Genomic DNA, 13,606 nt, shown 5'->3' with positions numbered 1-13,606 from the left:
CTCTACTCCGCCGCGACCTTCTTCGCGTCCAGCATCGGACGCAGGTATTGACCGGTGTGGCTGCGCTCGACACGCGCGACGTCCTCGGGCGTGCCCTCGGCCACGATCTCGCCACCGCCGTCGCCGCCCTCGGGGCCGATGTCGATGATGTGGTCGGCGGTCTTGATGACGTCGAGATTGTGCTCGATCACCACGACGGTGTTGCCGCTTTCCACAAGCTCGTGAAGCACTTCCAGCAGTTTTTTCACATCCTCGAAATGAAGCCCGGTGGTCGGTTCGTCCAGGATGTAGAGCGTGCGCCCGGTGGCGCGCTTGGCCAGTTCCCGCGACAGCTTCACCCGCTGCGCCTCGCCGCCCGACAGCGTCGTCGCCTGCTGGCCGACCCGGATGTAGCCCAGCCCCACGCGCACCAGCGCGTCCATCTTCTCGCGGATCGCGGGCACCGCCTTGAAGAACTCCTGCGCGTCTTCCACCGTCATATCAAGAACGTCCGCTATACTCTTGCCCTTGAAGCGGATTTCCAGCGTTTCCCGATTGTAGCGCGCCCCCTTGCAGGTCTCGCAGGTGACGTAGACATCGGGCAGGAAGTGCATCTCGATCTTGATGACGCCGTCGCCCTGGCAGGCCTCGCACCGCCCGCCCTTCACGTTGAAGCTGAAGCGCCCCGGCTTGTAGCCGCGCGCCTTGGCCTCCGGCAGGCCCGCGAACCAGTCGCGGATCGGCGTGAAGGCCCCCGTATAAGTCGCCGGGTTCGACCGCGGCGTGCGCCCGATGGGGCGCTGGTCGATGTCGATCACCTTGTCGAGATGCTCGAGCCCGCGAATCGTCTCGCAGGGGGCCGGGGTCTGCCGCGCGCCGTTCAGGCGCATCGAGGCTGTCTTGAACAACGTCTCGACGGTGAGCGTGGACTTGCCCCCGCCCGACACGCCGGTGACGCAGACGAACTTGCCCAGGGGAAGATCGACCGTCACGTCCTTCAGGTTGTTGCCCGATGCCTTCACCACGGTCAGCTGCTTGCCGTTGCCCTCCCGGCGGATCGCGGGCACCGCGATCTCGCGCTTGCCGGACAGGTACTGCCCGGTGAGCGATGCCGGATCGGCGGCGATCTCCTCGGGCGTGCCGCGGGCCACGACCTGCCCGCCATGGACGCCCGCACCGGGGCCGATGTCGAAGACGTAGTCGGCCTCGCGGATCGCCTCCTCGTCGTGCTCGACCACGATCACGGTGTTGCCCTGGTCGCGCAGGTTCTTGAGCGTGCCGAGCAGCCGGTCGTTGTCGCGCTGGTGCAGGCCGATCGAGGGCTCGTCGAGCACGTAGAGCACGCCCGTCAGACCCGACCCGATCTGGGAGGCAAGGCGGATGCGCTGGCTCTCTCCGCCCGAAAGCGTTCCGGCGTTCCGGCTGAGCGTCAGGTATTCCAGCCCCACGTTGTTGAGAAACCCGAGCCGCTCGCGGATCTCCTTCAGGATCGCGCGGGCGATTTCGTTCTTCTGCCGGCTCAGTTGCTCGGGCGCGGTGTCCACCCAGGCCAGCGCGTCCCGGATCGACTTCTCGACCACGTGGCCGATGTGGAGCCCGCCGATCTTCACGGCGAGCGCCTCGGGGCGCAGCCGGTGCCCGTGGCAGGTGCCGCAGGGCCGGTTGTTCTGGTAGCGCTCGAACTCCTCCCGCACCCAGGCCGAATCCGTCTCGCGGTAGCGCCGCTCCATGTTGGGGATCACCCCTTCGAAGCTGCGGCTCACCTGGTAGACGCGCCCGCCCTCGTCGTAGCGAAAGAGGATCTCCTCGTCGCCCGAGCCGTAAAGGAAGACCTGCTGCACATGCGCCGGCAGATCCTTCCAGCGCGCGTTCCGGTCGAACTCGTAATGGCGCGCGATCGCCTCGATGGTCTGCAGGAAATAGGGCGACTTGCCCTTGCGCCAGGGCGCGAGCGCCCCGTCGGAGATGCGCAATGTGGTGTCCGGCACCACGAGGTTGGGATCGAAGAAGAGCTCCGCGCCCAGGCCGCCGCAATCCGGGCAGGCCCCGAAGGGCGCGTTGAAGGAAAAGAGCCGCGGCTCGATCTCGGGGATGGTGAAGCCCGAGACGGGACAGGCGAAATTCTCCGAGAAGGTGATGCGCTCGGGCTCGCCCTCGTCGTCGCGCGGCGCGGTCTCGAGGATGGCGATGCCATTGGCCAGGTCGAGCGCGGTGCGGAAACTGTCGGCCAGCCGCGTCTCCATCCCCTCGCGCACGACGATGCGGTCCACCACCACGTCGATGTCGTGGCGGAACTTCTTGTCGAGCGCGGGCGGGTCGTCGAGTTCGTGGAACTGCCCGTCCACCTTCACCCGCTGGAAGCCCTGCTTGCGGAGCTCCAGCATCTCCTTGCGGTATTCGCCCTTCCGGTCGCGCACGATGGGGGCGAGCAGGTAGGCGCGGGTGCCCTCCTCCATCGCCATCACGCGGTCCACCATGTCCTGCACCTGCTGCGCCTCGATCGGCAGGCCCGTGGCGGGGCTGTAGGGCGTGCCGGCACGCGCGAAAAGCAGGCGGAGATAGTCGTAGATCTCGGTGACGGTGCCAACGGTGGAGCGCGGGTTCTTGCTCGTCGTCTTCTGCTCGATGGAGATCGCGGGGCTGAGGCCCGCGATATGGTCCACGTCGGGCTTTTCCATCATGTCGAGGAACTGCCGCGCGTAGGCCGACAGCGATTCGACATAGCGTCGCTGCCCCTCGGCATAGATCGTGTCGAAAGCGAGGCTCGACTTGCCGGACCCGCTCAGGCCGGTGATGACCACCAGCCTGTCGCGCGGGATCTCGACGTCGATGCCCTTCAGATTGTGTTCGCGCGCGCCGCGGACCTCGATGAACTTCTGTTCGGCCATGTCCGCCCCCCTTTGGCTCGAATAGCGAAGAGATAGTCGAGCGCGCAGGCAGGGCCAACCGAAAAGTGCGAACAAAATGTGAACCACGGCGGTTCGCATGGCTCGGGCTGCGCCGCGTGGTGCGCGACGCGGCACTATCGCGCTCATTTCGGCCCCCGACAGCCACCCGCGCGAAGAGGCGGGGCCGGATCCCGGCGGCGTCGATCCACGCGCGCGCCCTGTCGCGGGCCGCCACGGCGCCGCAGGCTTGCCGGCGGCGTCGCCCGCGCTTATCCCTCGGCGTCATCCTAGCCGGAGACCAGGATGGACGCGCCCACGCTCGTGGCCGATATCGGTGGCACCACCGCGCGCATGGCGCTGGCGCGGGCCGGAGCGGTGCTGGCCGACACGATCGCCACCTGGCCCTGCGCGGAGCATCCCGACGCCGAGGCGCTGCTTGGCGCCTATCTCGCGGGGCGGCCCCGGCCGCGGGCTGCCTGCCTTGCCCTTGCGGGGCCGGTCCGCGACGGCGCCTGCGACATGACGAACCGCGGCTGGCGGGTCGAGGCGGCGCGCCTTGCGCGCGGGCTCGGGCTGGAGGCGGTGACGCTGCTCAACGACCTGCAGGCGCAGGCCCACGCGCTCGACCACCTTACCGCGCAGGAGATGCCCCGGCTGCGTCCAGGGCGGGGACGGCCGGGGGAGGCGCGGCTCGTGATCGGGCTCGGCACGGGCGTCAACCTCGCCGCGCGGCTGCCCTGCGGCACGGTGCCGCCGGCCGAGGCCGGCCAGGCCGCCCTGCCCGCCTTCGACGACGAGACGCTGGCGCTGAGGCATTACCTGCACCGCGAGGGCACGGCGGGGCGGATCGAGGATGCCCTTTCGGGCGCCGGGCTTGCGCGGCTCTTCGCGTTCCACGGCGGCCAGCCGGTCGCACCCCGGGACGTGCCCGAACGCCTGCGCGCGGGCGATCCGGCGGCACGCGCGGCGGTGGACCTTTACGCCCGCATCGCGGGCCGGGTGGCGCAGGGATGGGCGCTCGCCTTCCTCGCCACCGGGGGCGTCGCGCTCGCCGGCAGCGTCGCCCGCGCCCTCGCGCCGGAACTGGGCGAAGGGCTGCGCGCGGCCTTCGCGACCGCGCCGCTTCTGGCCGACACGCCGGTGCACCTCGTGGCGGCGGATACCGCGGCGCTGGCGGGATGCGCGGCCCTGACGGCGGGCCGCGCCTGACGCCTCAGCCGGCGGCGGCCACGGCGCGCTTCGTCATCACGCCCACCAGGTGCGCGCGATACTCGGGAGAGCCGTGAAGGTCGCCGATCATCCCGTCGGCCGGAACCGAGAGCCCCGCCACCGCCTCCGCCGTGAAATCCGACGAGAGCGCCGCCTCGGCCTCGGTCCAGCGGAAGACGCCCTCTTCGCTGGCACCGGTCACCGCGACGCGCACGCCGTCGGCGTATTTCCCCACGAAGACGCCGACCAGCGCGAAGCGCGAGGCCGGCTGCTCGAATTTCTGGTAATCGGCCTTCTCCGGCACCGGGAAGCGGGCCTCAGTGATGATCTCACCCTCCTCGAGCGCGGTGGCGAACATGCCCTGGAAGTAGTCGTCCGCCGCGATCTCGCGCCTGTCGGTGATGATCGTCGCGCCGGACCCGAGCGCCGCCGCCGGGTAGCAGGCGGAGGGGTCGTTGTTGGCAAGACTGCCGCCTATGGTGCCGCGGTTGCGCACCGCGGGATCGCCGATGTTCGCGGCGAGCCTGGCCAGCGCGGGATAGTCGCCCGCCCCTTCGGCGATCTCGGCGTGGGTCGTGGACGCGCCGATGCAGATGCGCCCGTCGTCGTCGCGGCAGATGCCGCGCATCTCGTCGATGCCCGCAAGGCTCACGAGCTTCGAGGGCATGGCGAGGCGCTGCTTCAGCGTCGGGATCAGCGTCTGCCCGCCGCCGAGCGGCTGCGCCTCGTCCTCGGCGAGGGCGGCCACGGCCTCCGCCACGCTGGAGGGCTTCACGAAATCGAAACTGTACATGATGGGGTCCCTCCCTCTTCAGCCTTCCATCGCCGTCCAGACGCGCGAGGGCGTCAGCGGCATGTCGATGTGATCCACCTTGTGGCCGCCCGAGTGCAGCGCATCGATCACCGCGTTCACGATGGTGGGCGGCGAGCCGATCGCGCCCGCCTCGCCGCAGCCCTTCACGCCGAGCGGGTTGTGGGTGCAGGGCGTCTGGACCGAGTGGTCCACGCTGTAGAACGGCACGTCGTCGGCGCGCGGCATCGCGTAGTCCATGTAGGAGGCCGACACGAGTTGCCCGTTCTCGTCGTAGGCGCAGCTTTCGAGAAGCGCCTGCCCGATGCCCTGCCCGATGCCGCCATGCACTTGGCCGTCCACGATCATCGGGTTGATGACATTGCCGAAATCGTCCGCCGCGGAGAAGCGTTCGATCGTCACCTTGCCGGTGTCCGGGTCCACCTCGACCTCGCAGGCATAGGCCCCCGCCGGGTAGGTGAAGTTCGAGGGATCGTAGAACGACGTCTCCTCGAGCCCCGGCTCGATCTCGGTGAGCGGATAGTTGTGGGGCACGTAGGCGGCAAGCGTCACGTCGCCCCAGGCGACCGACTTGTCGGTGCCCGCCACGGTGAACTTGCCGTCCTTGAGCTCGATGTCGGCGTCCGACGCCTCCATCAGGTGCGCGGCGATCTTCTTGGCCTTGGCGATGATCTTCTCGGTCGCCCGCACCATGGCCGAGCCGCAGACCGCGAGGCTGCGCGAGCCGTAGGTGCCCATGCCGAAGGGGATCTTGGAGGTGTCGCCATGCACGATATCGACCATCGACTCGTCGATGCCAAGCATGTCGGCCACGACCTGCGGGAACGCCGTCTCGTGGCCCTGGCCGTGGGAATGCGCGCCCACCATCACGCTGATCGAGCCGGTCGCATTCACGCGCACGGTGGCCGCGTCGTAAAGCCCCGCGCGCGCGCCCAGCTGGCCCACCAGGTTCGAGGGCGCGATGCCGCAGGCCTCGATGTAGCAATTCACGCCGAGGCCCCGCAGCTTGCCGCGCGCCTCCGATTCCTTGCGCCGTGCCTCGAACCCTCCGAAATCGGCGATTTCCTCCAGCTTGTCGACGAGCGCCGGATAATCGCCGGTGTCGTATTCCACCGCCACGGGCGTGGCGTAGGGGAATTCGGTGACGAAGTTCTGCCGGCGAAGCGCCATCGGGTCCACGCCAAGCTCGCGCGCGGCCTTGTCGATCACGCGCTCCAGCTGGAACGTCGCCTCGGGCCGGCCGGCCCCGCGATAGGCGTCCACCGGCACCGTGTTGGTGAACACCGCCTTCACGTTCACGTAGATGTTGGGCGTCTTGTAGTTGCCCGCCATCAGCGTGCCGTGCAGCCATGTCGGCACCGAGGGCGCGAAGGTCGACAGATAGGCCCCCATGTTCGCGTAGGTTTCGGTGCGGATCGCGGTGAAATTGTTGTCCGCGTCGAGGGCGAGCTCGATCTTGGTGACGTGATCGCGGCCCTGCGCGTCCGACAGGAACGCCTCCGAGCGCGAGGCCGTCCATTTCACCGGGCGGTTGAGCTGCCGCGCGGCGAAGGTGACGAAGGCTTCCTCGGCGTAGTGGAAGATCTTCGAGCCGAACCCGCCGCCCACGTCGGGGGCCACGACGCGCAGCTTGTGCTCGGGGATGCCCAGCACGAAGGCGCCCATCAGCAGCCGGATCACGTGGGGATTCTGGCTGGTGGTGTAGAGCGTCGACTCGTCGTTCGCGCGCTGATAGTCGCCCACGGCCACCCGCGGCTCCATCGCGTTGGGCGCAAGGCGCTGGTTGACGAGTTCCAGCGTGGTGACGTGGTGGGCGTTGCGGATCGCCTCGTCCACTGCGGCCTTGTTGTCCTCGACGAAGCCCCAGTCATAGCAGAGATTGCTCGTCAGGTCGTCGTGCACCCTGGGCGCGCCGTCCTGCAGCGCCGCCTTCATGTCCACGACGGCGGGCAGTTCCTCGATGTCGACGGCGATCGCCTCGGCGGCGTCGCGCGCCTGCTCCCGCGTCTCGGCCACGACGGCGGCGATCGGGTCGCCCACATGGCGCACCTTGCCCTGGGCCAGAACGGGATGCGCGGGCTCCTGCATGGGCTCGCCGTGGCGGTCGGTCACCTGCCAGCCGCAGGGCAGCCCGCCCACGCCCTCGAAATCCTTGCCGGTGAAGATCCGCACCACGCCGGGCATCTTCGACGCCTCCTCGGTGTCGATCCCGTTGATCCGGCCATGCGCCACGTCCGAGCGAAGGAAGTGCACGTAAAGCTGACGCGACAGGTTGATGTCGTCGGTGTAGTTTCCGGCCCCGGTGAGAAAGCGGACATCCTCGCGGCGCTTCATCGGCGCGCCGATCCCGTGATCCTTTGGCATCTCTTTCACTCCTCCTTCGCGGCGGGCGCGCGTCTCCTCTCGCACGGGGCCGCCGGATGTTGCGTTCTGGCGGCGCTCATTCCGCCGCGATGGCCTCTGCATCCTGGCCCGAGGCCGCCATGATCGCCTTGACGATGTTGTGATAGCCCGTGCAGCGGCAGATGTTGCCCTCAAGGTAGTCGCGGATCTCCGCCTCGCTGGGCTTCGGGGTCTCCTTGAGCAGCGCCGCGGCCGTCATAACCATGCCCGGCGTGCAGAAGCCGCACTGAAGACCGTGATGATCCTGGAACGCCTGCTGGATGACCGAAAGCGATCCGTCGGGGTTCGCCATGCCCTCGATGGTCGTGATCTCGGCGCCCTCGGCTTCCCAGGCGAACATGGCGCAGGCCTTCACGTCCTTGCCGTTCACATGCACCACGCAGGCCCCGCATTGCGAGGTGTCGCAGCCCACATGGGTTCCGGTGAGCCCGAGCTGGTCGCGCAGCGCCTCCACCAGAAGCGTGCGGCCCTCGACCTCGGCGGAAACCGCCTCGCCGTTCACCGTCATCGTCACTTGCGTCATGTCGTCCTCCCTTTCGCGCGCGCGCCTACGCGCCGGCGCCACCCTTCACGAGTCGCTTGAACCAGCCCTTCTTGGCGCCGGTCTCGGGCGCCTCGGGGGCCTCTTCCTCTTCGGCGGGGCCTTCCACCGCCTCCTGGAAGCGGGTGAAGAACTGGTCCGCCACCTTCTTCGCGAAACCGTCGATCACGCGGGAGCCGAGCTGCGCGAGCTTGCCACCCACCTTGGCCTCCACGTTGTAGGACAGCCGCGTGCCCTCCTCGCAGTCCTCGAGCGACACGTCGGCCCCGCCCTTGGCGAACCCCGCCGCGCCGCCCTTGCCCTCGCCCGCGAGATGCAGGCTGTCGGGCTCGTTCATCTCCGACAGCGTGACCGTGCCCTTGAAGGTGGCCTTCACCGGGCCGACCTTCTGCACGACCGTGGCGTGAAAGCCCTCTTCCGGCGAGCCGGTGAGTTCCTGACAGCCCGGCACGCATTCCCTGAGGACCTCGGGCGACAGCAGCGCCGCCCACACCGTCGCGCGATCGGCCCGGATCTCCCGGGTTCCCGTCATTTCCATGCGTCGCGTTCTCCCTGGTCGCACGCTCTCGCGCGCAGGCGCGGAACGTTTTCTTCCGTTGCAAGTCGTAGCGCAGTTTCGCGTGTCGCGTCAGCCCTTTTCCTCCGCTGCGCCGCAGCACGGCGCGCGCACGGAAAGCCCGCGACAGAACGCCTGAAGCCGTGCCACCGGCGCGCCGTCGGGCCCGATGGCGGCGGGGTCGGTGCCGACAAGCGTCACCGCCGCCTGAACCTCATCCTGCCAGTCGAGCACCGGCGCCGCCACGGCCACGAGGCCGGGGATGTAGCGCCCGTCCACCGTGGCGTGGCCCCGGGCACGGATCCGGGCCGCGAGCGCCGTCGTCCCGGCGCGGGTCGGGTCGAGCTCGCCGAGGATCCCGGGATTGGCGCGCGCCCGCGACAGCTCTGCATCGAGCTGCGCCGCGGTGACCGCCTCTGGCGCCCATGCGAGGAAAACGCGCCCCGTGGCCGAGGTCAGAAGCGGCAGCGCCGTGCCCAGCCCCATGGAGGTGACGAGCGGCGCGGCCGCGCGCTCCCAGCGCACGACCGTCGCGCCCTCGCTGCCCCAGACCGACAGCAGCGCCGTCATGCCCGTCTCGGCGCAGAGCTCGGGCAGGCCGTCGGCGGCGCGGTTCACCATGTCGTGGCGCGCCATGGCCGCCACGCCGAGCGCCGCCGCGCCCGGCCCGAGGTCATACTTCCCCGAGCGCCCGGCCTGCGCCACCAGCCCCGCGGCCTGGAAGGAGGCGAGGTAGCGGTGCGCCTTGCTGGCCGGCATCCCGCACTCCCGCGCGAGTTCGGTCAGCGACACGGGCCCGCCCCGCGCGGCGAGCGCCGTCAAAAGCCCGAGCGCGGCGTCGAGCGCCTGCACCCCGCCCGGACGCGCCGCGCCGCTCACAGCCCCAGCGCGGCGCGCAGCGGCGCCATCTCGCCGGCCGCCATGCGCCCCTCCCGCATCACGAAAAGCCCGCGAACTTCCTCACCCGTCACGCAAAGCGTGTCGCCGACATGCCCCTCGTAACCGAGCCGCAGCGCCCGGCCCCGCCATTCGCGCACGCGCAGGTCGAGCGTCAGCGTGCAGTTCTCGCGCACCGGCGCGCGGAACTGCGCCTGCACGTCCATCAGCCCCACGCCCAGGGCGCCCAGCCGCGCGCAAAGCTCGGCGTGCCCGCCCGCCCGCGCGGCGAGGAAATGGTGAAAGCAGCGATCGAACCAGCGAAAGAAATTGGGGTAGAAGACGATCCCCGCCGGGTCGCAGTCGCCGAAGCTGACGCCGACGGAGAGGGAGTGGTCGGGAGGAGTGTTTTCCATCCTGCGAAAATCCTTGCGGCCTGTGGAAATCAGCCTATCCTGCCCGGCGGGAGAAGTCGAGACGACCGGGAGGAGATCCATGCGCATCGGCCGCATCGAGGTGCTGGGCGGCGGGCCGGCGGGGCTTTACACGGCCATCCTCGCGCGTCGCCGCCTCGGCGACGTCGCTGTGCGGGTGACCGAACGCAACCCGCGCGGCGCCACCTTCGGATTTGGCGTGGTCTTCTCGGACCGCGCGCTGGAGTTCCTGCGCGCCGACGACCCAGACACCCACGACCTCGTCACTCCGCGGATGGAAACCTGGCGCGACATGACGCTCGACCACCCCGAGGGGCGCGTGGTGCTGGACGGGGTGGGCTTCTCGGCGATCGGGAGGCTCGAGCTCATCGAGCTTCTCACGCAGCGCGCGGAGGCCGAAGGCGTGGCGCTTCGCTTCGGCCACGAGCTGGGCGCGGTCGACGAACTCGACGCCGACCTCGTTGTGGGCGCGGACGGGCTCAACTCGCTGGTGCGGCAGTCCGACCCGCAAGGCTTCGGCGAGACGCTCTCCCATCTGGAAAACCGCTTCGCCTGGTTCGGCGCGCCGCGCGCCTTCGACACGCTGACGCAAAGCTTCCTGCGCACGGAAAAAGGCGCGCTCAACGCCCATCACTACCGCTACGCGCCCGAGATGAGCACCTTCATCGTGGAGGCCACGCCGGAGAGCTTCGCCGCCCACGGCTTCGGCGAGATGACCGAGGCGGAGAGCGCCGCCGCCTGCGCCGAGATCTTTGCCGAGGTGCTGGAGGGCGCGCCGCTTCTCACCAACCGCTCGCACTGGCGTCGCTTCCCGCGCCTCTGGTGCCGCCGCTGGGCGCGGGGCAACCGGGTGATCCTCGGCGACGCGGCGCATACCGCGCATTTCTCCATCGGCTCGGGCACGCGGCTTGCCATGGAGGACGCGATCGCCCTCGTCGCCGCGCTGGAAGAGGGCGCGACGCTCGACGCCGCGCTCGACGACTGGCAGGCGACGCGGATGCCGGTGGCGAAGAAGATCGTGGACGCCGCCAACACCTCCGCCGACTGGTACGAGGCGTTCGACAGGCACATGGCGCTCGGCCCCCTCGACTTCGCGCGCAGCTACATCACGCGCTCGGGCCGCGTGGACGACGAGAAGCTCCGCCGCCTCGCGCCCCGCTTCATGGCCCGCTACGAGGCGGAGAAGGCGGGCCGTCTGTTCGATCCCGTCCCCGACGACGCGCCCGGCGCGGCCGAGATCGGCTTCGACAAGGCGGCGCATCCGAACTGCGCGACCATCCTCTGGGACAACCTGCCGGCGAACGCGGAGAAGCTCGCCGTGACGGGCCCGGCAGGCAGCCTCACCTATGCAGAGCTCGCCGCCGAGGCCGCGCGCTGGGGCAACGCCTTCGCCGCGGCGGGCCTCGCGCCGGGCGACCGGATACCGATGCTGCTCGACGACCGTCCGGACTACGTGGCCGCCTTCTTCGGGGCGGTGCGCGCGGGATTCGTGCCGGTGCTGCTGAACACCCAGACCACGCAGGACCTGCTGTCTTATTTCCTGCAGAACACCGAGGCGCGGATCGCCGTCTGCGAGGCCGCGCTCGCCGGGATGGCGGAGGCCGCGCGGGCCGGAAGCGCGCTGGAGCGGCTGGTGGTGGTGGGCCGCGACGGGCCGGAGGGCGCCGACGCCTTCCTCGCGGGCCAGCCCGACACGCTCGCCCCCGCCGGGACCGGCCCCGACGACATGGCCTTCTGGATGTATTCCTCGGGCAGCACCGGACGGCCCAAGGGCATCGTGCACCTGCACCACGACATGGCCTACACGGCGCAAAGCTACGGCCGCCACATCCTCGGCCTCGCGCCGGGCGACGTCTGCTTCTCGGTGCCGAAGATGTTCTTCGCCTACGGTTTCGGGAACGCCGTCACCTTTCCCTTCGCCGCCGGCGCGACGAGCGTCCTGATGCCGGGGCGGCCGGAGCCGCAGGCGGTGCTCGACACGATCGAAGGCCATCGGCCCACCGTCCTCTTCGGGCTGCCCACGCTTTACACCGCGCTCGCCCGGGCCGAAGGTGTGGAGGCGCGCGACCTCTCCTCGCTCCGCCTTTCCATCTCGGCGGCCGAGACGCTTTCGGCCGAGGTCTATGACCGCTGGCGCGCGCTGGCCGGGCACGGGCCCACCGAGGGGCTCGGCTCCACCGAGATGCTGCACATCTACCTCTCGAACCGCCACGACGATCACCGCCCCGGCAGCGCGGGCGCGCGGGTGCCGGGCTACGAGGTCCGGCTGGTGACGCCCGGGGGCCGCGAGGCCGCGCCGGGCGAGGAAGGCGTCATGGAGGTGCGCGGGCACTCCTCCGCGCCGCTCTACTGGAAGCGGCCCGACAAGACCCGCGAGACCATGCGCGGCGACTGGATCCACACCGGCGACCGCTTCGTCGAGCGCGACGGCCATTTCTACTTCCAGGGCCGCGCCGACGACCTCGTGAAGGTGTCGGGCCAGTGGGTCTGGCCGCTCGAGGTGGAGCGCTGCCTCGCCGAGCACCCCGAGGTGCACGAATGCGCCGTTCTGGCCGAGCGCCTGCCCGACGGGCGCACCACGCTTCGCGCCGTCGTCGCGCCGGTGGCGGGCGCGCGCCCGGACATCGCCGCGCTGCAGGACTTCGTGAAGGCGCGGCTGCAACCCTACAAGTATCCGCGCCTCGTGGAGTTCGCCGCGGCCCTGCCCAAGACGGGCACCGGCAAGATCGACCGGCAGGCGCTGCGCACCCATCCCCCGAAAGGAGCCGCCTGATGGACAAGCCACCCGTGGAAACCCCCGAACGCCGCGCCTTCTACGAGAAGATCGACAAGCAGAACATGACCGCGCTCTGGACGGTGATGAGCGGCCTCGTCACCCCCGAGCCGAAATCCGACTGCCGCCCGGTCGGCTGGCGCTTCGACGAGATCCGGAGCGCGATGATCGAGGCCGGCGGGCTCATCACCGCCAAGGAGGCCGAGCGGCGGGTGCTCATCCTCGAGAACCCGGGGCTGCGCGGCCATTCCAAGACGACCACCTCGCTCTACGCGGGTGTGCAGCTCGTCCTGCCGGGCGAGGTGGCGCCCGCGCACCGGCACTCGCAATCCGCGCTGCGCTTCGTGCTGGAAGGCACGGGCGCCTACACGGCGGTGAGCGGCGAGAAGACGGTGATGCGCCCGGGCGATTTCGTCATCACCCCGCAGATGGCCTGGCACGACCACGGCAACGAGACCGACGCGCCGATGTTCTGGCTCGACGGCCTCGACATCCCGCTCGTGCAGTTCCTCGACGCCTCCTTCGCCGAGGGGCTGGGCGAGGACTGCCAGGAGATCACCCGCGAGACCGGTCAGAGCTACGCCGAGTTCGGCCACAACCTGATGCCGGTGGACGCGCCGCGGGGCGGGAACGTCTCGCCCATCTTCAACTATCCCTACGAGGAGGCGCGCGCGACGCTTGAGACCATGAAGCGCGGCCAGCCCCACGATCCCTGCCACGGCTGGAAGCTGCGCTACACCAATCCGCTCGACGGCGGCTGGGCGATGCCCACCATCGGCACCTTCATCCAGCTTTTGCCCGCGGGGGCCACGACGCCCTACCGCGCCACCGACGCGACCGTCTTCACCTGCGTCGAGGGGCGGGGCAAGAGCCGCATCGGCGACGAGGAGATCGCCTGGGGCCCGAAGGACATCTTCGTCGTGCCGGCATGGTGGCCCGTGGTGCACGAGGCGGCGGAGGAGGCGGTGCTCTTCTCCTTCTCCGACCGTCCGGTTCAGGAAAAGCTGGGCCTCTGGCGCGAGCGGCGGGGCAACGTCTAGGCCGGCCGCCCACCCTGGATCCGTCGCGGCGCCCGGCCCAGCCGGCGACGGCGCCGCGACCGCACCCGCGCCCGGCAACCGGATGCATGCAACACG

10 protein-coding genes are annotated in these 13,606 nt (G+C 70.1%); 3 read left to right on the top strand and 7 right to left on the bottom strand.

Annotated features, from left to right (window positions below):
* Positions 1–2: 2 nt before the first annotated feature.
* The gene (gene uvrA, locus AB6A69_RS05845) at positions 3–2,867 is read right to left on the bottom strand and encodes an excinuclease ABC subunit UvrA (RefSeq protein ID WP_371060077.1); all 2,865 of its coding nucleotides are present in this window, start codon (positions 2,865–2,867) and stop codon (positions 3–5) included.
* Between the two features lie 303 nt (positions 2,868–3,170).
* Between uvrA and AB6A69_RS05840 the strand changes: the two genes are divergently transcribed.
* Positions 3,171–4,076: a glucokinase gene (locus AB6A69_RS05840; RefSeq protein WP_371060076.1), complete on the top strand. Its 906-nt coding sequence runs from the start codon at positions 3,171–3,173 to the stop codon at positions 4,074–4,076.
* 4 nt (positions 4,077–4,080) lie between these two features.
* Here AB6A69_RS05840 and AB6A69_RS05835 read toward each other — a convergent pair whose 3' ends face one another.
* The 6 genes from AB6A69_RS05835 to AB6A69_RS05810 all read right to left on the bottom strand — a co-directional run bounded on the left by AB6A69_RS05835 (position 4,081) and on the right by AB6A69_RS05810 (position 9,679).
* Positions 4,081–4,869 (bottom strand): xanthine dehydrogenase family protein subunit M, encoded by a 789-nt coding sequence (locus tag AB6A69_RS05835; protein WP_371060075.1) that lies wholly within the window; start codon positions 4,867–4,869, stop codon positions 4,081–4,083.
* Positions 4,870–4,887: 18 nt separating this feature from the next.
* The gene (locus AB6A69_RS05830) at positions 4,888–7,251 is read right to left on the bottom strand and encodes a xanthine dehydrogenase family protein molybdopterin-binding subunit (RefSeq protein WP_371060074.1); all 2,364 of its coding nucleotides are present in this window, start codon (positions 7,249–7,251) and stop codon (positions 4,888–4,890) included.
* A gap of 76 nt (positions 7,252–7,327) precedes the next feature.
* A complete protein-coding gene (locus AB6A69_RS05825) occupies positions 7,328–7,813 on the bottom strand; it encodes a (2Fe-2S)-binding protein (protein WP_371038521.1) in 486 nt (161 codons plus the stop codon).
* A 25-nt stretch (positions 7,814–7,838) separates the two neighbouring features.
* Positions 7,839–8,369: a CoxG family protein gene (locus tag AB6A69_RS05820; RefSeq protein ID WP_371060073.1), complete on the bottom strand. Its 531-nt coding sequence runs from the start codon at positions 8,367–8,369 to the stop codon at positions 7,839–7,841.
* A 90-nt stretch (positions 8,370–8,459) separates the two neighbouring features.
* A complete protein-coding gene (locus AB6A69_RS05815; RefSeq protein ID WP_371060072.1) occupies positions 8,460–9,266 on the bottom strand; it encodes an IclR family transcriptional regulator in 807 nt (268 codons plus the stop codon).
* Complete coding sequence (locus AB6A69_RS05810; RefSeq protein ID WP_371038524.1) at positions 9,263–9,679, bottom strand: acyl-CoA thioesterase; 417 nt, start codon at positions 9,677–9,679, stop codon at positions 9,263–9,265. Before AB6A69_RS05810 ends, AB6A69_RS05815 begins: the two co-directional genes overlap by 4 nt.
* A gap of 79 nt (positions 9,680–9,758) precedes the next feature.
* Here AB6A69_RS05810 and AB6A69_RS05805 point away from each other — a divergent pair, with 79 nt between their 5' ends.
* Both AB6A69_RS05805 and gtdA read left to right on the top strand, forming a co-directional pair.
* Positions 9,759–12,470, top strand: a complete 2,712-nt coding sequence (locus tag AB6A69_RS05805; protein WP_371060071.1) for a benzoate-CoA ligase family protein — start codon at positions 9,759–9,761, stop codon at positions 12,468–12,470.
* The gene (gene gtdA, locus AB6A69_RS05800) at positions 12,470–13,510 is read left to right on the top strand and encodes a gentisate 1,2-dioxygenase (RefSeq protein WP_371060070.1); all 1,041 of its coding nucleotides are present in this window, start codon (positions 12,470–12,472) and stop codon (positions 13,508–13,510) included. Before AB6A69_RS05805 ends, gtdA begins: the two co-directional genes overlap by 1 nt.
* The last annotated feature ends 96 nt before the right edge of the window (positions 13,511–13,606 follow it).

This window comes from Rhodosalinus sp. 5P4 (genome assembly GCF_041365695.1).
In the GTDB taxonomy this organism is placed as follows: domain Bacteria; phylum Pseudomonadota; class Alphaproteobacteria; order Rhodobacterales; family Rhodobacteraceae; genus Rhodosalinus.
Note: the sequence above shows the minus strand (reverse complement) of the source record. Positions and strands in the feature narration are given on the sequence as shown.

Bases quoted from the DNA above. Each gene is read 5' to 3' on its own strand.
- AB6A69_RS05840 (WP_371060076.1), top strand. From the start codon at position 3,171: ATGGACGCGCCCACGCTCGTGGCCGATATCGGTGGCACCACCGCGCGC.
- AB6A69_RS05820 (WP_371060073.1), bottom strand. From the start codon at position 8,369: ATGGAAATGACGGGAACCCGGGAGATCCGGGCCGATCGCGCGACGGTG.
- uvrA (WP_371060077.1), bottom strand. From the start codon at position 2,867: ATGGCCGAACAGAAGTTCATCGAGGTCCGCGGCGCGCGCGAACACAAT.
- AB6A69_RS05835 (WP_371060075.1), bottom strand. From the start codon at position 4,869: ATGTACAGTTTCGATTTCGTGAAGCCCTCCAGCGTGGCGGAGGCCGTG.
- AB6A69_RS05805 (WP_371060071.1), top strand. From the start codon at position 9,759: ATGCGCATCGGCCGCATCGAGGTGCTGGGCGGCGGGCCGGCGGGGCTT.
- AB6A69_RS05830 (WP_371060074.1), bottom strand. From the start codon at position 7,251: ATGCCAAAGGATCACGGGATCGGCGCGCCGATGAAGCGCCGCGAGGAT.
- AB6A69_RS05810 (WP_371038524.1), bottom strand. From the start codon at position 9,679: ATGGAAAACACTCCTCCCGACCACTCCCTCTCCGTCGGCGTCAGCTTC.
- AB6A69_RS05825 (WP_371038521.1), bottom strand. From the start codon at position 7,813: ATGACGCAAGTGACGATGACGGTGAACGGCGAGGCGGTTTCCGCCGAG.
- gtdA (WP_371060070.1), top strand. From the start codon at position 12,470: ATGGACAAGCCACCCGTGGAAACCCCCGAACGCCGCGCCTTCTACGAG.